Origin of the sequence: Chlorogloeopsis fritschii PCC 6912 (genome assembly GCF_000317285.1) — a bacterium.
In the GTDB taxonomy this organism is placed as follows: domain Bacteria; phylum Cyanobacteriota; class Cyanobacteriia; order Cyanobacteriales; family Nostocaceae; genus Chlorogloeopsis; species Chlorogloeopsis fritschii.
Map to the genome: position 1 here is coordinate 108,634 of NZ_AJLN01000068.1, position 22,169 is coordinate 130,802.

Consider the following 22,169-nt stretch of genomic DNA (forward strand, 5'->3'; position numbering starts at 1 on the left):
AGGATAAAAGATAAAATTTTCATAACTTCATCCTTCACATTTTACACTTCAGTATTGAGATGCCATACATTAATGTTCGTGGCGTTGAACATTACTATGAGTGGATGCGAAAACCATCTATTTCTCAGCAAAAGCCAGTGATGGTTTTCATTCACGGTTGGGCTGGTTCGGCTCGCTACTGGCGAAGTACCGCCGCAGCTTTATCAGAACAATTTGATTGTTTGCTTTACGATCTGCGGGGATTTGGACGTTCTCGTGGTAAGCCTGCTGCCGTAGCTCAAGCAAGTGAAGCAGTGATTGAATCGCATTCGCCGCAGCAAGAATCAGAAGCAGCAAGAGAGTTAACCTATGAATTAGAGGAATACGCGCACGATTTGGCAGCGTTGTTAGACGAGTTAAAGATTCAACGTGCGTACATCCATGCTCATTCGATGGGTGCTTCTGTGGGTACTTTATTTATTAACCGCTATAGCGATCGCGTGGAAAAAGCAATTTTAACGTGTAGCGGGATTTTTGAGTACGATGAAAAAGCGTTCGCAGCCTTTTATAAATTTGGCGGCTACGTCGTGAAATTTCGCCCTAAATGGTTAGAAAAGATACCATTTGTAGACCGAATGTTTATGGCGCGATTTTTGCATAGCTCCATACCTGCCCAAGAGCGTCGCGCTTTTTTACAAGATTTTCTGATTGCGGATTATGATGCTGCTTTAGGTACAATTTTTACTTCTGTTAGCAAAGCAGCGGCGGAGTTGATGCCGCAAGAATTTGCTTGGATCGCACAACCAACATTAATAATATCAGGGGAGTACGACAAAATTATTCCCGCCGAGATGGGACGTCAAGCAGCAGCATTAAACGACAAAGTTGAGTTTGTGGTGATTCCCAATACGGCTCATTTTCCAATGCTAGAAGATGCTTCTACTTATCTGCGGCGAGTAAGAGAGTTTTTACAAATTGATACACCAGAAGCGCAAGTAGTATAGAAGCACGAGCTTTCAGCTTTTCCTGACTTTTCACAAGATTTCATGCTGGCTCGGCAAGGTGGACGCTGGTACGATAAACCATGTCAACCAAACCACGCTCATCACAACAGCGCTCATATAATTCTTGCAAACCAGAAATAAGTTGTTCGTAAGCTAAACCTTGACGGGGAACGTAGGAAGCACTGATCGCACGCCCGATCAGTCCAGTTAAATTTAACTGTTGTTTATAGACAAAGGTATATTCACGAATATTAACAAAGTGTTTAGTTGCAAATAGTGGTTCTACTGTCTGCATCCGCGACTCTGCTGGGTGGTGATTCGATGCTGCACGTACCAAGCGACTATATTCGACAGTCAAAGTATCTTCCTTATCGCGGTTATTCCACACCACTGCTAGCCGTCCCGATCGCTTGAGAATGCGACGGAACTCAGATAAGCTAGGCTGGGGATTAAACCAGTGGAAAGCTTGAAAACAAGTTACTAAATCCACAGAAGCATCGCTTAGGTTGGTAAATTCTGCTGTTCCATCTCGAAATTCAACTAAAGGATGAGGTTCAGCCGCTTCTCTCATGGCTGCGTTTGGTTCAATAGCAATGACTCTCACGCCGCGATCGCCTAACAACCGCGAAGAAATACCTGTACCCGCACCAATATCTGCGGCTACTAGTTGGGAGGGGTGCGCTAACCCTTCCAGGATTTTATCAATGGCTGCAACTGGGTAACTTGGGCGGTATTTGACGTAATCCTCGACTCTGTCGGAGAAGCGATTTAGGGGGTTGAGTGTGTGCAGCGGTGTGGATTCGGGGTGATTTTGGTTCATCAGTTGTAGGTTAAAAAATTGAACCATAGAGGCGCAGAGAACATAGAGAGAGAAAGTTGGGAGGGGTGCGATCGCGCTATTTTTTTACACTCTACAACTTTCATCATATTTTTTGTAGGATGGGCGATCGCTTTTAAAACTACTGTGCAAGTTCTGGGATTATCAGAACTAATGTTCTACTATTGCAGGAAGGATTCCACTACATCACCCCTTTTTTTACTAACAGCACTTTTCCTACCAGCTACATCAAATCATGGAAAGAATAGTTAACCTACACATCGAAAAATTACCAGAAGGTGTTTACTTAGCAACATCTAATGATATTCAAGGTTTAGTTGCCCAAGGACAGACAGTTACTGAAACTTTAGAAATTGCCCGTGATGTAGCACGTAAGTTGCTAGAAGCACAATCTCAGAATCAAGAACTAGATGATTTGCAACCAATAGCCGATCAGTTTAACTATCCTTTGATTGTGGGTCAGTAGTCAATTTATGGGTAGATTGGCTGGGTTTAGCTACAAAGAGATTATTAAAATTTTGAAATCTTTCGGTTTTGTTTTTCACCGTCAAGCAGCAGGAAGACACGAAATCTGGTTTAATCCAGACACAAATCGTTATACAACTATTCCTAACCATTCTGGTGATATGCCAGAAGGAACTTTACGTGCAATTCTAAGGCAAGCTGGTATTAGTCCAGATGAATTTCTTGAGCGTTCTTAAGTATTTAAGTTCTGAGATATGCACTACTCAGATCTAAGTTTTAACTCTTCAACTGCTCTAAATAAGCTACTAAATCCGCAACCTCAGAAAAATCTAATAACGCTTCTCCTAAATCTTCTAACTGTTCAGCAGATAAATCCCGCACCTGCTCAATTAATGAAGAATCAAGTTCTCCAAAACGCCGATTTAGCAGACGACTAACTAATTTAAACGCTTCCTTTTGGGCTATATCTTGATAAATTACTGACTCTCGCATAATATCCTCCCGTAAAAATTGACAAATTACATCTTTTTCAAAGTAAACGGAGGTATTCTACCCTTATGATAAAACCGAGTCATTACCATTTTTTGAAAAAAACAGCCACCTCCCCAAAGAGAAGTAGCTGTTTTTTATATTCAGACGGGCAAGATGCCCGTCTCACAAGAGAAATCTTAGTAATCGAAGTCGCCGCCGCCCATACCAGCACCAGCACCAGCAGGAGCACCATCTTTAGGCTCAGGCTTGTCAACAACGATACACTCAGTTGTCAACACCATACCAGCGATGGAAGCTGCGTTTTGCAGAGCAGAACGAGTCACTTTCGCAGGATCGACGATACCAGCAGCAAACAAGTCAACAAACTCGTTCTTAGCAGCGTCGTAACCAACGTTGAACTCCTTCTCTTTGACGCGCTCGGCGATCACAGCACCATTTTGACCGGCGTTTTCAGCAATGCGCTTGAGGGGAGCAGACAGAGCGCGAGCGACGATTAACGCACCAGTCAATTCTTCGCCCTTGAGGTTGCTGTTTGCCCACTCTTCCAGTTGAGGAGCGAGGTGAGCGAGAGTTGTACCACCACCAGGAACGATGCCTTCTTCTACCGCAGCTTTGGTAGCGTTAATGGCGTCTTCTAGGCGCAGCTTCTTATCTTTCATTTCGGTTTCAGTAGCAGCACCAACCTTGACGACAGCTACACCACCAGCTAATTTAGCCAGACGCTCTTGCAGTTTCTCTTTGTCGTAGGAAGATTCTGTTTCTTCCATTTGACGGCGAATTTGCTCGACGCGAGCCTTCACAGCTTGATCGTTACCTTCCGCAACAATGGTGGTGTTGTCTTTGGTAATAGTGATGCGGCGAGCTTTACCCAAAGAATCTAGCTTGGCGTTTTCTAGCTTCAGTCCAGCATCTTCGGTGATGACTTGACCGCCAGTAAGAATAGCGATGTCTTCGAGCATTGCTTTGCGGCGATCGCCAAAACCAGGAGCCTTCACCGCAGCAACGTTGAGGACGCCACGCAAGCGGTTGACTACCAAAGTTGCCAAAGCTTCTTTCTCAATATCTTCGGCGATAATTACCAAAGGACGACCAGCGCGAGCTACTTGCTCCAGCACGGGTACGAGGTCTTGTACCAGGGCAATTTTCTTATCGGTTAGCAGTATGAAAGGCTCATCGAAAATAGCTTCCATCCGCTCTGCGTCGGTGGCGAAGTAGGGAGAGATATAGCCTTTGTCAAAGCGCATCCCTTCGGTGATTTCCAATTCGGTGGTCATGGATTTCCCTTCTTCCAGGGAAATTACACCTTCTTTGCCCACCTTGTCCATTGCTTCGGCAATCATTTGCCCGACTTCTTCGTCGTTACCAGCAGAGATGGCACCTACTTGAGCAATAGCTTTGGAATCTTCAACGGGACGGGCGTGTTCTTTAATTCTTTCTACGAGGAAATTAGTAGCTTTATCAATACCACGCTTGAGCAGAATCGCGTTTGCACCAGCTGCAACGTTACGCAAGCCTTCCTTAACCACTGCGTGCGCCAAAACAGTAGCGGTGGTAGTACCATCACCAGCAGCATCGTTTGTCTTGGAAGCAGCTTGACGAATCAAAGAAACGCCAGTGTTTTCAACGTGGTCTTCTAATTCAATTTCTTTAGCAATGGTTACACCATCGTTAACGATTTGTGGTGCACCAAACTTCTTTTCTAGTACTACGTTACGACCTTTGGGACCGAGGGTAACAGCTACAGCCTCAGCTAGGATATCCATGCCTCTTTCCAAGGCGCGACGGGCATTTTCGTTGTAAATAATGCGCTTTGCCATAATTCTCGACAGTCTCGCTATTTGGTAACTGTTAATATTTAGTTGCTAATTGCCTGCTTCGTGCCATTAGCTATTAGCCATCAGCTATTAGCTAACGATCGCCAAAATGTCTTTTTCTGAAAGTAGTACATATTCGTCGGTACCCAGCTTGATATCGGTACCAGCGTACTTGGAGTAAAGAACTTTATCTCCTACCTTTACATCCATTGGCTGACGACCACCATCGTCTTTAACTTTGCCATCACCAACTGCAACTACTTCGCCTACTTGAGGCTTCTCTTTTGCAGTATCGGGCAAATACAGACCACCTGCGGTTTTTTCTTCAGAGGCGCTCACTTTCACAAAAACGCGATCGCCTAGAGGTTTAACGGTAGAAACGCTTAGAGATACAGCTGCCATACAAATTTCGTGCCTTGTTAGCACTCTCAACTCCTGAGTGCTAATTTAGCGAAGGATGATGCGCAATAGCAACATTTGAGGGTGTACGGGTTACCGAACTTCACGGGTGCAGAAAATTTTTGAGTAAAAATACTCTAATTCTTAGGTTTTTCAGGTTTTTTGGATTAAGTTACGAATATTTATATATAGTCAAATTTATTTGCAAAGCATGGAAATTGTTATAGAACAGAAATCAGAGAGCGCAAAATAGGTAACAACTAAAGTGATCCAACCCAGTCTAGAAATAAGAAAAACCACTCAACAGCCAAAAATTAAAGCCCTAAGTAATTGTATAGAAACTTCAGGACTTAAAAAAAAATCAGAGACATATTTTGATCTGTACTGTTCAGAATATGCCTAAATATTGTGCAAAAGAAGCTAGTCTGGAAGCATGGGAAGACTTGAACAAGCGGCTAAAAACAGCTGAAGCTAGATTTTCCCCAACAAAGTCATCCCAGTTGCATACTTCAAAGCAAAGCCGACAGCTTGCGAGTTTGTTGCTCTGGGCCGATAATAGTTGTTTACCCGGATGGTGTCTGGGATCGCCAAGCAACTGTGAAAGTTATTGAGCGGGTTATACAAAAACACTTAATAGGAAATAAGGTGGTTGAAGAGTATGCTTTTCTAGTCCGTCCTTTGTCAGAAAATTCCTCGGTTTTTTGCAATCAACTGATATCAGCTTAATGACCGAAGGATATGGTAAGACAGCAAGCTAGGGAAAGTGCGGGTTAATTGTTAATAGGGAGCATCTTTAGCCAAAAAGAATTTGATAATCTGAAAGATTATTATTCAATTGAAGTTTTTTGCCCGCTCCTTTCAAAGCGATATATAATAACGCATTATAAATACTAATGCTCTACGTATCCTCACTGGACTTTTGTCATTGATATAGTAGTTTCTCAAAAGCAATGATTATTTTGAGATATTTACGAACCAAAGGCAAGTTAAGTGGGAAAAAGCACAAAATCACAACAAACCACCAAAAAGGATTGCTATTCAAGACCTTGATGGATCTAAGCGCGACAAGTGCCACTGCTATGAAAGAACCCAGCATGAAAGATCACAAACGACTTCTACTCATTGATGATGACCCCAACCTGATTTTGCTGGTGAAGGATTACTTGGAATTTCGGGGATATGAAGTCATCACCGCAGAAAATGGTCGAGAAGCTCTGGAAATTTTAGAGCAGGATATTCCAGACATGATCATTTGTGACGTGATGATGCCGGAAATGGACGGTTACACTTTTGTAGAGCAAGTCCGGCAAAACGAACGCACCAGTTGGATTCCCGTTCTATTCCTTTCGGCTAAGGGACAAAGCGCAGACCGAGTTAAAGGTCTGAATAAAGGTGCTGATGTATACATGGTCAAGCCCTTTGAGCCAGAGGAACTAGTAGCACAGGTAGAATCTTCTCTGAAGCAAACCATTCGTTGGAAAGAACATCAGGCGAAAGGAGGGGAAAATGGTTCCCGCATCCAAGTTCCTTTTGATGTACAGTTAACCCCTACAGAACTGAAAGTAGTGCAGTTTGTAGCTAGGGGTTTAGCAAACCGCGAAATTGCTGAAGAATTAAATGTCAGTCAGCGTACAGTTGAAAGCCATGTGTCCAATATGTTGGGCAAAACCAATCTACACAACCGCACTGAACTAGCGCGGTGGGCGATTGAAAATCAAATGGCATAAATAAAGCGCCAAGTGGTGAGAGTTGAGTTATGAGTAAGTGTTCAAATTACAAACGCATAACTCAAAACTCATACCTCAAGCGTTTATTGTCTCCACTAGTGAATGGATATCAAAATTCCTAAATTTAGTTTGTCGATGTAGTCTAAAATTTATAATCTGCGAAGTTATACCAATTCCAGAAAGGAATGAAACAGATGCGTAGGTTGGGTTAAAGGGAGTAAAACCCAACAATTACAAGACTTTGAGGTGTTGGGTTACCCTGCACTCAAGCTGCGCAAAGCGCGTCTACGATTCCCATAAAACCTATTTCCTACTCTCAATTTTTTCCTATTAATCTATTTTTATAGGAATTTCGATGATAAATTCGGTTCCGCATGAAGGCTCAGACTGAACTGAAATTTTACCTTTATGCTTATCAATAATTTGACCGCTAATTGCTAATCCTATACCTGTGCCTTTATTGACTGGTTTCGTAGTAAAAAATGGGTCGAAGATTTTACTTTGATTTTCTAGCTTAATTCCTGGCCCGTTATCTTTAATTCTGACTCTGATATATTTTTCATCAATTGTTTCTGTCTGAATTAAAATTTGTTTATTTTCTTGTTCCTCTTGCTCTAGCAAAGCATCGATCGCATTGCTAATAATATTCATAAATACCTGGTTTAGTTGAGCTGGATAACATTCAACTAATGGTAAGTTTTCATAGTTTTTAGTAACTGCTATTGTGCCTTTATAACGATGGCTTAAAATTAATAAATTACTATCAATACCGTCATTAATATTAACTGCTACTTTTTCAGAATTGTCTAAGCGTGAAAAATTTCGCAGTGACTTAACTATTTCACGAATACGTTCAGTCCCTAACTTCATAGATGACAGTATTTTTGTTACATCTTCGATCACGAAATCAAGATTATTTTCTGTAATACATTCCTCAATATCAGTAGATGGATTGGGATATTCTTGTTGATAGAGTTGGATTAAATTTACTAGGGATTCAATATAGCTGTTGAGATGCTGGAAATTACCATGAATAAAGTTAATAGGATTATTGATTTCGTGAGTAATTCCTGCCAGCATTCTTCCCAAACTAGACATTTTCTCAGTTTGAACTAGTTGCACCTGGGCTGCTTTTAATTCTTGTAAAGTATGTTCTAATTGCTGTGCTTGAAATTGGGCAGTAATCGTTGTCTGGGTGAGAGCTTTGAGATTATTATATGCTCTAGAATGATAGCGAATACGGGCGATTAGCTCTACAGGATCTGGTAATTTGATTAGATAATCATTTGCGCCTCCAGCAAACGCATCTGCTTTTACCAGCGATTCTTCTTTACTAGATAACATGACTATAGGAATATCCTGAGTTGTTGGATGAGAGCGAAACCAACGCAACAGCATTAACCCATCAACTTCTGGCATGACTAGATCCAAAAGAATTACTGTAGGAAAAATCTCTAAAGCTTTTTGAATCGCTTGAGTAGGTTCACTGATGAAGTACAGGGAAATATCTGTTTCTTTCTCCAAAATTCTACGGATAGCTTCACCAATAATGGCTTGATCGTCAATTAACAGAACTGTTACTGCCGGTATATTCCTATGTAAAACAGGTGAAAAATTTTGTGAATTTTGTGGCTGATTTATCTCATCTGTTAATGATTTTGCTACTTGTTCAGATACCCTATCTAAGATTTGTATTTGCGAATACATACTGCAACTCCTGATGATTGCGAGTTGATTTTTTAAGGATTAATCAACAAAAAATTAGATTAATTAATTATAAATATATCCAGATAATATGTAATCATTGAAATTCCCTAAATTAACGTAAAAGCAATTTTTTATAGAGAGAATTTAATTTATATAAAATTTATTATTAATCAATAAATTAACTATTTTGTATATCTTTTTAATTGTAAAATTGATGATGTTTGAATAGTATATTTATTTTCATATAAGTAAGGCATAAATATGAGCGAAAAATATTTTAGTACATAGGTAAATACTTGATGCAAGAGCAGGCGATCGCTTCCACAGGCAAAACTTCTATTGCTGCTCCTAAATCTACTGCTGCTTTGGGCATACCATAAACAACACAAGTCTTTTCGTCTTGGGCAATGGTATGCCAGCCAGCTTGCCGCAATAAGTTTAAACCGCGAGCACCATCCCCACCCATGCCTGTTAGCAGTACTCCAATTCCTTTGTTTGTCCAATGCCTAGCTACACTGGTAAAGAAGACATCAACTGATGGGCGATAAAAGCAATCTACAGGTTCTTGGCTATAACCAAGCGTCAAGTTAGAACGCATCACCAAATGATGGTTTGTACCTGCAACCAAAACTTTCCCTGGTTCTGGCATACAGCCAACAGATGCAAGCTCAACCGACAAAGAAGTTTGCTCATTTAACCAGCTAGCGAAACTAGGTGCAAACTGGGCATCTAAATGTTGAACTATAGCGATCGCAGCATGAAAATTCTGCTGGGAAAATTGAGAAAGAATTGTTGTTAATGCTTTAGGGCCACCAGTGGAAGCACCAATTACAATCAGTGGGGGCAGTTGCTTGAGATTGCGGCTAGGTTTAGACGGTACACTAGATATAAATTGCTGACGTGAAGATTTACCAATCAATCGGGCAATAGTAGCTATTTTTTGCAACAGTCCATAATTATTCTCAGGTGAGGAATCGTGACTCCACACAGGTGTATTGATCGCGTCTAAAGCTCCATAACCGATCGCTTCAAAAACCTGGGCTGCATAGCGATTGATACTGGCAGTTACCATCAGAATTGCACAAGGAGATTGGCTCATGATTCGTTTTGTGGCTTCTACTCCATCCATGCTGGGCATGAGTACATCCATCAAAATCAAGTCGGGAGTGTCTGCTGCACATTTACCTACAGCCTCCATGCCATCATAGGCAACCCACGCCAACTTGTAGTTTGGCTCTTTTTTGACTATCCGACGCATTGTCTCGACTGCGATGGGCGTATCGTTAACGATGGCAATCCTCATGATTTAAGCTTCTCCAATTAAGTCAATCACTGCTTGCACCAGCCTATTGTCATGAAAGTGACTTTTGGTTAGATAGTAGTCTGCACCTACTTCTAATCCTTGCAGTCGGTCTTCTTCTCTGTCTTTGTATGAGACAATAATCACAGGGGTATGCTTCAAATTAGCATGGGTTTTAATCTGGCTTGTGAGTTCAAAGCCATTCATGCGTGGCATATCAATATCAGTCACTACCAAGTCATAATCTCCACTGCGTACTGTGTTCCAAGCGTCGATACCATTAACGGCAACTTCGACTTTGTAACCCTTGTTTTCTAAGAGTTTGCGTTCCATTTCACGGACTGTAATCGAATCATCAACTACTAGTACCCGCTTGAAGGTTGTAGTGATAGCTTGACGGTGAGACTGATTGACTTGATTGATTTGTTTGGTAGAGAGAACTTTGGCAATAGAACGTACCAAATCCTCCACATCCACAATCAATACTGGAGAACCATCGTCCATTAAAGAAGCAGCACTAATGTTGGGAACTTTGCCCAAACGCGGATTTAAAGGACGTACCACTAAATTGCGCTCACCCAAAAACCGATCCACAACCAATCCATAAATACTTTGGCGATCGCTAAGTACGATCGCACTGAGCCATTCACAATGGGCAGCAGGTGATGGCAATTCCAAAACTTGACGTGCAGAGATTAATTGCACGGGTTGATTGTTGAGCATAAAAAAGGGCTGATTCTCTGATAACTGAATATCAGATCTGGATAAAACCACCACCCGCTCAATATGAGTCAATCCAAATGCATAGGGTTCGCCAGCAATTTCTACTAACAAAGTACGAATTACAGATAGTGTTAGCGGCAGTTGCAAGGAAAAAGTCATACCTTTTCCCAAGGAGGAGACAGCCCGCATAATTCCGCCTAATTGGCGCACAGTACTATAGGCGACATCCAATCCCACCCCACGCCCAGAAATCTCAGTCACGCTCTTGGCAGTGGAAAAACCGGGTAAAAACAGAAATTCCATCAGTTCTACTTCTGAGAGTTGAACTGCCATTTCTGCATTTGTCAATTGTTTGTTGACGATTTCTTGACGCAGAATTTCTGGTTCAATTCCCCTTCCATCATCGCTGACGGTAACAAACAGCATCCCGGCGCGATGGAGAACTTCAATTTGGATTGTGCCTTCTTCTGGCTTACCTGCTATTAAACGTTCCTGGGGCGACTCAATGCCATGATCGATCGCATTTCGCAGTATTTGAGTGAGCGGTGCTTCTAGGCGTTCGAGAATATCTCGATCCAGTAAGGTAGACTTGCCGATAATTTCTAACTTTACCTGCTTGCCCAACTGTCTTGCCAAATCGCGCACCATGCGAGGAAAACCTTGCCCTCCCTCCTCAAACGGACACATCCGAGTGGTAACTACTTGCCGATACAAGCGATCAACTAGGTTGACAGAACGTTGGGAAAACAATTCCAATTCATTTTGGCGATCGCCTAAAATTTGGCGACATTCGCTCGCTTTTTGACGCGCCCCACTTAAAATTTCTCTGACATGACTGTTGATATCCTGTTGACTTAGCAATACCTCTAACTTCTCTAATAAACCAGACAACTCTGTCTGAGAACCTTTCAATTGCAGTAAAGAGTTGGCAAATGGCTCTAACCAATTTGCTTCAACTAACGACTCTCCCGCTAGTGCCATTAAGCGATTGAGATTGTCAGTAGTCACGCGCATCACTGAGTTGTGGTTGGTGCGTAATTCTTCAGTGACGGTGGATGCAGACAAAGAATGACTACTTTGTGAAACCTCCTGATTGGCTACTAGTGGCAATTGGGTAGCTAAATCAATATCTGTGATCGAGGGATCGGGAATATTTAAAATTTGGCTATAAAGAAGGGGTACTACCTCGTTACTTTGAATCTGAATAATTTCTGCGATTAGAGATTGAATTTGCAGTTCTCGATCAATATTGGGATTGGTGACGCAAACCTCAGCTATGTGCAAGAGTATATCTGCTCCTCGCAGGAACACATCAATGGCATCGGGATTGAGACAAATTTTACCTGCCTGAGCGGCGGCAAAACAGTCTTCCATCATATGCACCAGAGAGACTACGTTATCCATCTGGACAATTCGTGCTGCTCCTTTAATCGAGTGGGCTGCCCGCATTAAGGCTGCTAGTTCTGTTTTGGGTTGGGGGTTTCTCTCCAGTGCCAACAGGTTATTATTAATGGCTGCAACCTGAGCTTTGACTTCCATACTGAATAAATCCAGCAGGGAAAAATTGCTAAAGTCCAATTCTTTATTCATGGCAGAACTTTTCTCGCTAAGGCGGCAAATATAAGTTCTTCATCTAAGTAGCTAACGCTGCAAGTATGCCACTGGAATAAACCTTTGACGTAAGTTTGATTTGTGGCTGCTAGAGAATTAGGAGCGTTTTTTAACTCATGTTGATGAAATTTATGTAATCCGTAGAGTTCATCCACAGCAAACACCCAAACTTCGCCCGCTTTTTCTATTACCACCATGCGTTGATAAACTACTGGGCTGATTGTTGCTGATGGGCGATCGCTATTTTCTAGATGTAGTAAGTGGCTTAATGAGATACACATATGCAACTCACCTCGGATATTTACCAATCCCCGCAAAATTTGGTTGCTGCGATGGGGTAAAGAATGAATTACCTTTGGTGGGGTAGTTTCCTTTAAAACTTGAGCAGACAGAGCCAGCCATTCTTGTTGCAGGCGAAAAATTGCAACTGTCAGGGCTGCTTGAATGTTGACACCATCAATAAGGTGAGAATCTGCGGAAATAACCGATTTTTTTTCTACCCCAGCGCTAGATTGAGCGACTAACTGAGTCCATTCTTGCCGATAGTTGTTGGGTATAGAACGTTCTAAGAGTTGATGCCCGCCACTAGAATACACTGGGCAATTACGGCAGTGAATGAAATTTGCTAATTCTAGGCAGGAGCGATCGCCACTAATGCCAATGGTATTCCAGCAACGATGAATATTAGATGAAACAGTAATGGAATCCATAAAAAGCTGCTGAGGAAAGCAAGTCTATTTAAGCTACGGCAGAGATATTTTCTGTTTTGACTTTGAAGCGGGTGACGCCCTGACGCAATCCTTGAGCTACTTGGTTAAGTTGAGCGATCGCGTTATTGATTTCCCGCAGTGAATCTGCTGTTTGTACAGAATTTTGAGTTAATTGGGCGATCGCATCACTAATTTGTTGCGCTCCTTGAGACTGGATTTCCATACTCTGATTTACTGACTCAAAGTGGGGATTTAAATCTTGTACTTGCTGGATAATCTGCCCAATTTGAACGCTAATATTGGCAACATCTTCCACACTCCGCCCAACTTCCATAGCAAACTTATCCATCTCCATTACTCCTGTAGAAACTGAAGATTGCATCTCCTTAACCATTTGCTCAATATCAAGGGTGGCAACTGCGGTTTGATCTGCTAGTCGGCGGATTTCTCTTGCAACTACGGCAAAGCCCAATCCATACTCTCCGGCTTTTTCTGCCTCAATCGCAGCATTTAATGATAGTAGATTCGTTTGATCTGCTACTTTGGTAATCGTAACTACGACACTGTTGATGTTATTTGCCTTTTCACTAATCATGCCTAATCGAGTGGCGATAGAATTTGTTGCTTCCCCAAGTTGGCGCATAGTGGTTTCCATACGCAACAAATCTTTTTGACTATTGCCAGCAGCTTTAGTTGTAAATTGAGACATCACTACAACTTCTTCTATCGTTTTGACTAGTTCTCTGGCAGTGGAAGAAATTTCCTTAGTAGTGGCAGATACTTGATTAGTAGAGGCTACCTGTTCAGTGATAGTCGCCTCTAGTTGCTTACCAGAAGCAGCGATTTGAGTTGAAGAAGTAGTTACTTCAATGCCACTCTTTTGGACTTGATGTACTAAGGAATTCAGATTGTGCGTCATATTTTTTAATGCCGCCATTAACTTGCCAATTACATCATTTGATGTCACCTCAACCTGAGTTGTTAAATCACCTTCTGAAACCCGCTCTGCTAAACTGAAGGCAGTTTGTAATGAACGAGTTAAGGCACGACTGGGTATAAGAATGATGGCAGATGAAACGATGATGACAGTGACTACAATACAGAAAAATATCCCCCAATTAACATAAGCGGCAAAAGCCTGAGCTTGATTAGCGTGTTTTTGTCGCTCTTCTAAAAGTTGGTCTTCGGTTTGGAGCATTTCATTCAGTACTTGCCTGGTTTCATCCATAATTCTTTTGCCTTGATCGGAAAGAATCAGAGCTAATACTTCCTGGGTTTTTCCTGATTTTTTCAGATTGATTGTTTCTTGTAATTCATTCAGTTTTTCCTGAGTTAATTTTTCCAAATCGATGAGTCTTTTTGATTGTTCGCTGTTATCCGAAATTTGAGTTCTTAAATCTGATATTTCATCTCCTAATTTAGATTTAGCACTTTCATATGGTTCTAAGTATTTCTCTCTATCAGTAATTATAAATCCCCTTTTTCCTGTTTCCGCGTCAACCAAAAGTTTTTCGATAGCTCTTAAATTTTCTTTAACTGCAAAAGTATGCACTACCCACTTATTAGACTCTATAAGAGAATCATTTGTTGATTTAGAAATCAAACTAGTAATCAAAGTTAAGATAACAATTAATCCACATCCACCAATGACAAACTGATTAATTTTGATTCCTTGTTGCATAACTGACGAAACATAGAGTGTACTATAAGGGCTTTTGCAAAGCTTTGCTTTTCTATAGTTCCCACATCAAGTACAGAAACAACATTTTTTATACACAAATTTTACACATATATCACCGACTTCTTAGAGAAGCTGGGGATATTAGGACGCATCTTAGGAACCTCAAATTAAAAAAAATTCCAATTTGTATAATGCGTTAGGATGTTAGTTCACAACGCACTATTAACTCTGGAATCATGATGGATTACGCTATCGCTCACCTACCCCTATATTTATTGGGTAATTTCTTTTTTAGTAATCCCTTACTTTGAATGTGGTTATTCTACTTAATTGTGGTTAGAAATACTAATTTATATGAAATATAAAAATAATTAAACATTCAAATTCTCATGCTTTCACAAATTTTTATAACTGCTCATAACTGCGATGGTATAAGTTCAGTAAGACTGTAGGTTGAATTTTCTGCCACGAGCTTAAAACGAGAAATTTCTTGACGCAGCCCATTAGCAACTTGATTGAGTTGGGCGATCGCACTATTAATTTCTCTCAATGAATCCGCTGTTTGTAGGGAGGTGCTACTCAACTGCACCATCGCATCACTAATTTGCTGCGCTCCCTGTGACTGAGTATCCATTCCCTGATTCACAGCCTCAAATTGCGGTGTCAAATCTTGCACTTGTTCAATAACTTGCCCAATCTGCGAACTAATCCGGGCAACATCTTCGACTGTTCTTCCCACTTCAGTAGCAAATTTATCCATTTCCATCACCCCTGTAGATACCGAGGATTGCATTTGCTTAACCATTTGTTCAATATCAAGAGTAGCGACGGCGGTTTGATCTGCCAAACGACGAATTTCTCTAGCGACAACGGCAAAGCCCAATCCATACTCTCCGGCTTTCTCTGCCTCAATTGCCGCATTTAATGAGAGCAAATTGGTTTGATCTGCCACTTTGGTAATCGTCACTACGATACTGTTAATGTTGTTTGCTTTTTCGCTAATTACCCCCAGTCGTGCGGCAATAGTATTGGTAGCTTCTACGAGTTGGCGCATAGTAGTTTCCATGCGAATTAAGTCTTTTTGGCTGTCACTAGCTTTTGTAGTTGTAGTTTGCGAAGTTACAGCCACTGTTTCCATTGTTTTCAGTAGTTCCCTGGAGGTAGCAGATATTTCTTTGGCTGCGGCTGCTACTTGATTAGTAGATGCTACTTGTTCGGCGATCGTTGCTTCTAATTGCTTGCCAGAAGACGCTATTTGCGTAGTTGAACTACTTACCTGAATACCCGATTGCTGTAGTTTACGAATGAGATTATTCAAACTATGAGTCATAGTTTTAAAGGCTTTTAATAGTTGTCCCATTTCGTCCTTATTTTGTGATACATCTTCAGCAATGGATGAAGTTAAATCACCGATGGAGATTTTCTCTGCCACTTTTATGGCAGTAGAGACTTTATTACCTAAATATTTTGCAATCAATAAAGTAGCAATAGTTGCTACAGTAATAGATAAAATTGAAAAAGCCAGAGTTAATAATATTAAAAAATTGATACTTGTTTTCGTTAAATCAATACTTTTCCCCATAATTTCTTGTTCTCTTACATCAAAATCATCGCTCATTTGTGTAATTATATTGTTGATTTCCTTACTTTGATTTACGTAATTATTTATTACTTCTTTCTGATTAGTATTATCCTTGAAATTAAGGAGCGTTTGTTGTGCCAATATATTCAATTCATTCTCTAGTAGAGTCAGCTTTTGTAATCTTTCTTTCTGCGCCGCATCTTCAACAACACTAGTTGCAAGTTTCAGTCCCTCTTGAAAACGCTGTCTATCCTTTGCATACAATTCCAAAGCTTCCTTTTTTTCTTCCGGAGCGAGTAAACATCGGCGAATTCTTAGATCCATATTCTTCATACTCACAACCATATCATTTGCTCCGATCATGGCATTGGACGAAATACCAACTTGTCTAAACGTTCCTCCTGCCTGACTGGCAGTTAAATAAACCATGCCACTAAATATAAAAATTAAGGATGTGGGAATAGAAAATCCAAGTAAAGTCAGATCTCTGAATTTCCAGTTATTTAACATTTCAAATTTTTCCTTTCCACTGGTGTTTGAGTAGTAAGCTAGTATAAGGTATTGAAAACAAGTTCTTTTCCCATAGTTCCCAACCAAAACTTAAGATTAACAGCCAGCATAATTTACACCTTTTTCTGCATACGCTGAATTCGTCGCCATAGGAGAGTTGCACTATCAACATCTCCCTGATTTTCCCTAAGTAATGCCAGATGAATAAGCGCTTCTTGATGCAAAGGTTGTAAGTATATTGCTTTACGGAAAGATTGTGCAGCGTGTTCATCTTGCCCCATCGCTTGCTGCACTTGCCCCAAAAGAACATATGCCTCAGCACAATCAGGATTTTGGCTGAGATAGTTCTGGCATAGTTGATTTGCCTCGTCTAACTTGCCTTGATCGGCTATAGTTTTGGCTGTTTCTAGGAAGTTAGCTTGGGAATCTTTGACAAGATTTTGAGTTTCTATATTCACAGTTACCTGGGAAGAAGGTTTATCTGGGATGGGTTTTTCTTGATCGCTAGCACGATGATTTTTGGAAACAGTTTTGCTGCTAAACTGTAGCGAAAAAGGAGAGACGGCAGGCTTACGATAGGCAAAAGCTCCGGGGTAACGAACTGGAATAAATTTAGTATTAAGCAACAATCCAGCTTCTGCGTGCCCTACAGACAATAACCCTCCTGGGGTAAGCAATTTTTCTAAAACTTTAATGGTGCGATGTTTAGTTGCAGAATCGAAATAAATCAGCAAGTTGCGGCAAAAGACAACATCATAAGGCTGTATTCCAGCTAGGAAACTAGTAGCAGCTAAATTATCGTGGATAAAATTAACCATACTTTTCACCTGTTCGCACAGCTGATATCCTGTCTCTGTTGTTTGAAAATAGCGCTCCTGAAAACAGAGGTTGCTGCCACGAAATGAGTTCTTGTTGTAAATCGCTCTTTGGGCAACCCGCAGACAGTGTTTACTAATATCAACAGCATCAATCTGAACTTTGGTAGAACTCAAGCCAGCTTCTAACAGAGACATAGCAATTGAATACGCCTCTTCACCTGTGGAACAAGGTACGCTGAGAACCCGCAAAACTCGTCCAGGTTGGGATGGGAACCATTCAGACTGGATGTAATTTTTCAGGAAAGCAAACGCTTCTTGCTCTCGGAAAAACCATGTTTCTGGAACAATAATGCTTTCAATTAGTGCTTGCCATTCCTCGCTAGACTTTTGTAAATGCTCAAGGTAAGTTGTTATATTTGCGATCGCGCAATCTGCCATCCGTCGCTCAATTGCTCTTTGGATATTATTACAGCCAATTGAATTTGCATCTAAACCTATCTTTTGAGTCAGTAAACTTTCGATGACAGATTGTGTCATTGGTTTAATGTTTCAAGCAATTCTATGTTGTGATTTTCTGGTAATAAATAAACTTGAGACGACTCTAATAATAAGTGTTCAATCTGAATACACTGAATCATTCTTTGGTCATTTAATATCATCTTGCCCAGGTAAGGTGCTGAATCTACCTGGATAACTGGATCAACCAACTCAGCGTCAGCCACCTGTAACATTTCAACTACTCTTTCTGCCATCAAACCTAAAAGATAGGGAGTTTGAGATTCTGAGGCTCCGACTCTATTATTTCCCCGATAATTGACTAGTACGATCCGAGTACTCAAATTATCGGGACAGCGCTTTTTCTGTATCATGTAACACATATCTATCACCGTCACAATTTGCCCTCGATAGTTAAAAACACCAGCCACATATTCGGGTGCATGAGGTACGGGTTTAAGGACGACAAGCGGTAAAATTTCTACAACTTCCTGACTTTCTAGCGCGTAACGTTCATTTTCAATGTTAAGTAATAAAAATAACATTAGTTTACCTTAGCAAAGAAGTTACCCAAGTTGTTGCTTACCCAGGGTGTTACTATCAAACAGTTTTAACTCATGAAGTAAATAATTTTAGGATTCGTTACTTAATTTTATTGGTAAATATTGAAACTCTTAATATAAGTATGGACGATGCCGATTATCCTGAAACGGTAAGGTGAGCACCGTCCACAAGGTAAAAATAGGGGTTTGAGGAAAGTTAGGCTGTGCCCACCCTACAAAATTTGCTTCATTTTATCCGGCAAGCTCGGCAATAACTCTTTCTAAACCAAAGACAACCCGTGCTAACCGTTCATAGTCAATCTTGTCAGGGGTATCTTCGTATTTGTGGTAGTAGGGATAGCGAAAAGGAGCAGTATCAGTTACCATTATCCCTTGATAGCCTTGCTGCCAGAATGCCCATTGATCTGACCAACCCACCCCTGGCATCTGGGCAGGGAGAGCAACGCCTTCTGAGGGAAATTGGGTGTGGTGACGGAAGGAAGCGATCGCCTGTATGAGTAGAGGAGCAGAACCAACATTACCCACAAAACCGATAAAGTTGCCAACCGAAGGATATAGTCTTACTGAAGCAGCTTGATTAAAAATCAGTAGCTTCCTTTTTTGTTTTTGCTCAATTCTTGTCATCGATTGCACCCTTTTGAAATAATTTGAATCGATGCTATCTATAATTTCTTTTTTTCACAGTCTTCTTTATATTTCTCTACCGTTTGCAGACTTAATTGGGCAAGCATCAGTCTGGAGGCGCAGCCTCGAAACCTTCTTTACCAGGTTCAACCTAGTAAGGAGAAGAAATAGCTCTCATAACCAGAACAAAGATGTTTGAAAAGTTAGCAGTTGAGTAAAAAAAAGCTCTCAAACGTTTTATGAACAAAAATGTAGCAGAAGCAGATTCACTCAAGCGAGTGTTTGGATTGCCAACTTTGGTGATTTATGGAGTGGGTGACATTCTGGGTGCGGGAATTTATGCGGTAGTCGGAAAAATTGCCGGGCTTTCCGGCACTTTGGTTTGGGCTTCGTTCTTGACGGCTATGATTGTAGCGGCATTCACAGCTTTAAGTTACGCCGAACTAGGCAGCCGATTTCCACAAAGCGGTGGAGTTGCCTGCTTTGTCCACAGGGCTTTTCGTACCGACTGGCTCTCAATATTGGTTGGCTGGTTAATGTTTTGTACGTGCTTGGTTTCAATGGCGACGCTCTCGAAAGCATTTGCTGGCTATTTCAACGCTTTTGTACCAGCGATTCCAGCTTGGCTAATTATCCTGGCGCTTTTTTCGGTGCTGGCATTTGTCAATTTCAGAGGCATGAAGGAATCCTCGGCTCTAAATATTTTTTGCACATCTGTTGAGGTTTCCGGTCTTTTGATTGTAATTTTGGTTTCAACCTTGTTTTTGAGCGGTGGTGGTGCGGCTAATCCTGCTGTTGTCCCTAACGAGCAAGCCATAGGTTGGAGCGCAGTGGCTCAGGGAGCGGCACTGGCTTTCTATGCCTTTATTGGATTTGAAGATATTGTCAATGTTGCGGAGGAAGTTAAAAATCCCGAACGTAACGTGCCAAGAGCGATTTTACTTGCCTTGGCGATCGCGGGCGCAGTCTATATACTTGTCTCCTGGCTTGCTATTCAAGTACTCAATCCCTCCGAGCTTGCTGCTTCAAATGCTCCGTTACTCGATGTAGTTCGTCGAGCGCAGCCCAATTTTCCCCAAGTCGTTTTTACAATTATTGCTCTATTTGCCGTACTCAATACGGCGCTGTTAAATTTTGTCACGGCATCGCGGCTGTTGTTTGGGATGTCGCGTGAAGGACTTCTAAGCGCTTGGTTAGGGAAATTACATCGACGCAGAGCCACGCCTTATCGAACGCTGCTGGTCATTTTACCAATTGCAATTTTTCTGGCGCTTTCTGGAACGCTGCAATTTTTAGCAGGAACTACCGCCACCTTGATTCTGGCAATGTTTTGTCTTGTTAACCTCTCGCTGCTACTCATAAAACGCCGAGAACCTGAAAATAACGGGTTTCGGGTTCCCTATATAGTTCCGGCGATCGCGTTGCTGTTAAATCTCGTTTTGTTTGCTTTTGCTTCTGGTGCAAGTCACATTTTGGCGCTGGTGTTTGTGGGAATTGGAATGCTTCTAATTCTGATCCAAAAGGCTTTTAGAAGAGGACACTTACCACGCACTGATTAACCCGGCAATAAGTGAAAGCATAGCTCCCCTTGCACGTAGTTGTGGTTTTGATATTCATATTGCCAGGAGCAAAAATGTGAGTAAAAATACATAAACTCAAAACACAGATCCCCGACTTTTCTAAAAAGTCGGGGATCTTACAGAGCGTATTTTATAAACTTGGTTTATAACTATCCTTAAAATTCTGCATTTTCTGGCGTGCGTGGGAAGGGGATCACATCACGAATATTCCCCATGCCTGTCATAAATTGCACAAGTCTTTCAAAACCCAATCCAAAGCCGGCGTGAGGAACTGTACCATAACGGCGCAAGTCAAGATACCACCACAAATCTTCTGGCTTCATTCCTTGGGCTTGTATCCGCTTTTCCAACACTTCTAGTCGTTCTTCCCGCTGCGATCCCCCGATAATTTCACCTATTTTCGGTGCAAGGATATCCATCGCGGCAACGGTTTTTTCATCATCGTTTAAGCGCATATAGAATGCTTTGATTTGAGTTGGGTAGTCGGTAACAATGACTGGCTTTTTAAAGGTTTGTTCGCAAAGATAGCGTTCGTGTTCTGATTGCAAATCTAAGCCCCAACTCACCGGATATTCAAACTTAACATCGGCTTTTTCTAAAAGTTTGATTGCTTCTGTATAAGTGATGCGTTCAAATTGGTTATTAATAATATTATCTGCTGTTGCCAGCACAGTGTTATCAATGCGCTGATTAAAAAATTCCATATCTTCTGAGCATTTCTCCATCACATATTTAAATATGTGTTTGAGGAACTCTTCAGCTAAATCCATATCGCCGTGGAGATCGCAAAAAGCCATTTCTGGTTCAATCATCCAGAATTCTGCTAAGTGGCGAGAGGTATTGGAGTTTTCTGCACGGAAAGTAGGGCCAAATGTGTAGACGTTGGTAAATGCCATCGCCATGATTTCGGCTTCTAATTGACCGCTAACTGTTAAATAAGTCGGTCTACCAAAAAAGTCTTTACTATAGTCTACAGTTTGATTTTCTGTGCGAGGAATATCTTTTAAGTCTAAACTAGTGACGCTGAAAAGTTCTCCTGCGCCTTCACAGTCACTTGCTGTAATGATGGGAGTATGCACCCATAAAAAATCACGTTCTTGGAAAAATTGGTGAATCGCAGTTGCACAAGCATTACGAACTCGGAAAACTGCGCCAAAGGAATTGGTGCGCGATCGCAAATGTCCAATAGTGCGCAGAAATTCAAAGGAATGCCGTTTTTTCTGCAAAGGATAGGTTTCGGGATCAGCCTCTCCGTAGACTTCTAAGCGTTCTGCTTTCAACTCAATGCGTTGTCCCTTCGCTGGAGAAGCTACCAATACCCCCGATACTTCCACAGAGGCACCTGTATTCAGTTTTTTTAACAGAGTTTCGTAGTCTGGCAATTCTGCATTGACTACTACCTGCAAATTAGCCAAACAAGAGCCGTCATTTACTTCAATAAAAGCAAAATCTTTTAATTCACGTTTTGTGCGAACCCAGCCTTGAATCTTGATCGATTCATCAGGTTGACCATTTCTTAATATTTCTGCAATCCTTCGAGCTACCAT

General features: G+C 41.3%; 19 protein-coding genes. 5 read left to right on the forward strand and 14 right to left on the reverse strand.

The annotated features are described in order from the left end of the window. Positions 1 to 59: 59 nt before the first annotated feature. Positions 60 to 983, forward strand: coding sequence for an alpha/beta fold hydrolase (locus UYC_RS0112575; RefSeq protein ID WP_016878551.1), 924 nt, complete (start codon positions 60 to 62; stop codon positions 981 to 983). A gap of 40 nt (positions 984 to 1,023) precedes the next feature. Here the strand turns inward: UYC_RS0112575 and UYC_RS0112580 are convergent, their stop codons facing one another. Further along, the gene (locus UYC_RS0112580; RefSeq protein ID WP_026087727.1) at positions 1,024 to 1,803 is read right to left on the reverse strand and encodes a class I SAM-dependent methyltransferase; all 780 of its coding nucleotides are present in this window, start codon (positions 1,801 to 1,803) and stop codon (positions 1,024 to 1,026) included. 253 nt (positions 1,804 to 2,056) lie between these two features. Between UYC_RS0112580 and UYC_RS0112585 the strand changes: the two genes are divergently transcribed. Together UYC_RS0112585 and UYC_RS0112590 are read left to right on the forward strand one after the other, a co-directional pair. After that, positions 2,057 to 2,287, forward strand: a complete 231-nt coding sequence (locus UYC_RS0112585) for a type II toxin-antitoxin system HicB family antitoxin (RefSeq protein WP_016878549.1) — start codon at positions 2,057 to 2,059, stop codon at positions 2,285 to 2,287. Positions 2,288 to 2,294: 7 nt separating this feature from the next. Then, entirely contained in the window at positions 2,295 to 2,522 is a 228-nt protein-coding gene (locus tag UYC_RS0112590) for a type II toxin-antitoxin system HicA family toxin (protein WP_016878548.1), read from the forward strand. A 40-nt stretch (positions 2,523 to 2,562) separates the two neighbouring features. Here the strand turns inward: UYC_RS0112590 and UYC_RS0112595 are convergent, their stop codons facing one another. The 3 genes from UYC_RS0112595 to groES all read right to left on the reverse strand — a co-directional run bounded on the left by UYC_RS0112595 (position 2,563) and on the right by groES (position 4,994). Further along, positions 2,563 to 2,778, reverse strand: a complete 216-nt coding sequence (locus UYC_RS0112595; RefSeq protein ID WP_016878547.1) for a DUF4351 domain-containing protein — start codon at positions 2,776 to 2,778, stop codon at positions 2,563 to 2,565. Between the two features lie 176 nt (positions 2,779 to 2,954). Further along, the gene (groL, locus tag UYC_RS0112600; protein ID WP_016878546.1) at positions 2,955 to 4,595 is read right to left on the reverse strand and encodes a chaperonin GroEL; all 1,641 of its coding nucleotides are present in this window, start codon (positions 4,593 to 4,595) and stop codon (positions 2,955 to 2,957) included. Positions 4,596 to 4,682: 87 nt separating this feature from the next. Further along, positions 4,683 to 4,994, reverse strand: a complete 312-nt coding sequence (gene groES, locus UYC_RS0112605) for a co-chaperone GroES (protein WP_016878545.1) — start codon at positions 4,992 to 4,994, stop codon at positions 4,683 to 4,685. Between the two features lie 1,046 nt (positions 4,995 to 6,040). Here groES and UYC_RS0112615 point away from each other — a divergent pair. Further along, positions 6,041 to 6,718 (forward strand): response regulator transcription factor, encoded by a 678-nt coding sequence (locus tag UYC_RS0112615; protein WP_026087726.1) that lies wholly within the window; start codon positions 6,041 to 6,043, stop codon positions 6,716 to 6,718. A gap of 330 nt (positions 6,719 to 7,048) precedes the next feature. On the opposite strand, the gene UYC_RS0112620 is transcribed toward UYC_RS0112615, so the two are convergent. The 9 genes from UYC_RS0112620 to UYC_RS0112660 all read right to left on the reverse strand — a co-directional run bounded on the left by UYC_RS0112620 (position 7,049) and on the right by UYC_RS0112660 (position 19,042). After that, positions 7,049 to 8,425: an ATP-binding protein gene (locus UYC_RS0112620; protein ID WP_016878542.1), complete on the reverse strand. Its 1,377-nt coding sequence runs from the start codon at positions 8,423 to 8,425 to the stop codon at positions 7,049 to 7,051. A gap of 277 nt (positions 8,426 to 8,702) precedes the next feature. After that, complete coding sequence (cheB, locus tag UYC_RS0112625; protein ID WP_016878541.1) at positions 8,703 to 9,728, reverse strand: chemotaxis response regulator protein-glutamate methylesterase; 1,026 nt, start codon at positions 9,726 to 9,728, stop codon at positions 8,703 to 8,705. A 3-nt stretch (positions 9,729 to 9,731) separates the two neighbouring features. After that, positions 9,732 to 12,038 carry a hybrid sensor histidine kinase/response regulator gene (locus tag UYC_RS0112630; protein WP_016878540.1) on the reverse strand — a complete coding sequence of 769 codons (2,307 nt, stop codon included), beginning with the start codon at positions 12,036 to 12,038 and terminating at the stop codon, positions 9,732 to 9,734. Further along, on the reverse strand, positions 12,035 to 12,769 hold the full coding sequence (locus UYC_RS0112635; RefSeq protein ID WP_016878539.1) for a chemotaxis protein CheW: 735 nt from the start codon (positions 12,767 to 12,769) through the stop codon (positions 12,035 to 12,037). The genes UYC_RS0112630 and UYC_RS0112635 overlap by 4 nt, the downstream gene beginning before the upstream one ends. A 28-nt stretch (positions 12,770 to 12,797) precedes the next feature. Next, positions 12,798 to 14,450, reverse strand: coding sequence for a methyl-accepting chemotaxis protein (locus tag UYC_RS0112640; protein ID WP_016878538.1), 1,653 nt, complete (start codon positions 14,448 to 14,450; stop codon positions 12,798 to 12,800). A 415-nt stretch (positions 14,451 to 14,865) separates the two neighbouring features. After that, positions 14,866 to 16,542, reverse strand: a complete 1,677-nt coding sequence (locus UYC_RS0112645; protein WP_016878537.1) for a methyl-accepting chemotaxis protein — start codon at positions 16,540 to 16,542, stop codon at positions 14,866 to 14,868. Between the two features lie 113 nt (positions 16,543 to 16,655). Beyond that, positions 16,656 to 17,897 (reverse strand): CheR family methyltransferase, encoded by a 1,242-nt coding sequence (locus UYC_RS0112650; protein WP_016878536.1) that lies wholly within the window; start codon positions 17,895 to 17,897, stop codon positions 16,656 to 16,658. Then, positions 17,894 to 18,400, reverse strand: a complete 507-nt coding sequence (locus tag UYC_RS0112655) for a chemotaxis protein CheW (RefSeq protein ID WP_016878535.1) — start codon at positions 18,398 to 18,400, stop codon at positions 17,894 to 17,896. The genes UYC_RS0112650 and UYC_RS0112655 overlap by 4 nt, the downstream gene beginning before the upstream one ends. A gap of 249 nt (positions 18,401 to 18,649) precedes the next feature. Beyond that, positions 18,650 to 19,042 carry a M28 family peptidase gene (locus tag UYC_RS0112660; RefSeq protein ID WP_016878534.1) on the reverse strand — a complete coding sequence of 131 codons (393 nt, stop codon included), beginning with the start codon at positions 19,040 to 19,042 and terminating at the stop codon, positions 18,650 to 18,652. A gap of 239 nt (positions 19,043 to 19,281) precedes the next feature. Between UYC_RS0112660 and UYC_RS0112665 the strand changes: the two genes are divergently transcribed. Beyond that, positions 19,282 to 20,601, forward strand: coding sequence for an APC family permease (locus UYC_RS0112665; RefSeq protein ID WP_016878533.1), 1,320 nt, complete (start codon positions 19,282 to 19,284; stop codon positions 20,599 to 20,601). Positions 20,602 to 20,777: 176 nt separating this feature from the next. On the opposite strand, the gene asnS is transcribed toward UYC_RS0112665, so the two are convergent. Next, the gene (gene asnS, locus UYC_RS0112670) at positions 20,778 to 22,169 is read right to left on the reverse strand and encodes an asparagine--tRNA ligase (protein ID WP_016878532.1); all 1,392 of its coding nucleotides are present in this window, start codon (positions 22,167 to 22,169) and stop codon (positions 20,778 to 20,780) included.

Coding starts and splice junctions, on each gene's coding strand:
- UYC_RS0112575 (WP_016878551.1), top strand. CDS start 60: ATGCCATACATTAATGTTCGTGGCGTTGAACATTACTATGAGTGGATG.
- UYC_RS0112580 (WP_026087727.1), bottom strand. CDS start 1,803: ATGAACCAAAATCACCCCGAATCCACACCGCTGCACACACTCAACCCC.
- UYC_RS0112585 (WP_016878549.1), top strand. CDS start 2,057: ATGGAAAGAATAGTTAACCTACACATCGAAAAATTACCAGAAGGTGTT.
- UYC_RS0112590 (WP_016878548.1), top strand. CDS start 2,295: ATGGGTAGATTGGCTGGGTTTAGCTACAAAGAGATTATTAAAATTTTG.
- UYC_RS0112595 (WP_016878547.1), bottom strand. CDS start 2,778: ATGCGAGAGTCAGTAATTTATCAAGATATAGCCCAAAAGGAAGCGTTT.
- groL (WP_016878546.1), bottom strand. CDS start 4,595: ATGGCAAAGCGCATTATTTACAACGAAAATGCCCGTCGCGCCTTGGAA.
- groES (WP_016878545.1), bottom strand. CDS start 4,994: ATGGCAGCTGTATCTCTAAGCGTTTCTACCGTTAAACCTCTAGGCGAT.
- UYC_RS0112615 (WP_026087726.1), top strand. CDS start 6,041: ATGGATCTAAGCGCGACAAGTGCCACTGCTATGAAAGAACCCAGCATG.
- UYC_RS0112620 (WP_016878542.1), bottom strand. CDS start 8,425: ATGTATTCGCAAATACAAATCTTAGATAGGGTATCTGAACAAGTAGCA.
- cheB (WP_016878541.1), bottom strand. CDS start 9,728: ATGAGGATTGCCATCGTTAACGATACGCCCATCGCAGTCGAGACAATG.
- UYC_RS0112630 (WP_016878540.1), bottom strand. CDS start 12,038: ATGAATAAAGAATTGGACTTTAGCAATTTTTCCCTGCTGGATTTATTC.
- UYC_RS0112635 (WP_016878539.1), bottom strand. CDS start 12,769: ATGGATTCCATTACTGTTTCATCTAATATTCATCGTTGCTGGAATACC.
- UYC_RS0112640 (WP_016878538.1), bottom strand. CDS start 14,450: ATGCAACAAGGAATCAAAATTAATCAGTTTGTCATTGGTGGATGTGGA.
- UYC_RS0112645 (WP_016878537.1), bottom strand. CDS start 16,542: ATGTTAAATAACTGGAAATTCAGAGATCTGACTTTACTTGGATTTTCT.
- UYC_RS0112650 (WP_016878536.1), bottom strand. CDS start 17,897: ATGACACAATCTGTCATCGAAAGTTTACTGACTCAAAAGATAGGTTTA.
- UYC_RS0112655 (WP_016878535.1), bottom strand. CDS start 18,400: ATGTTATTTTTATTACTTAACATTGAAAATGAACGTTACGCGCTAGAA.
- UYC_RS0112660 (WP_016878534.1), bottom strand. CDS start 19,042: ATGACAAGAATTGAGCAAAAACAAAAAAGGAAGCTACTGATTTTTAAT.
- UYC_RS0112665 (WP_016878533.1), top strand. CDS start 19,282: ATGAACAAAAATGTAGCAGAAGCAGATTCACTCAAGCGAGTGTTTGGA.
- asnS (WP_016878532.1), bottom strand. CDS start 22,169: ATGGTAGCTCGAAGGATTGCAGAAATATTAAGAAATGGTCAACCTGAT.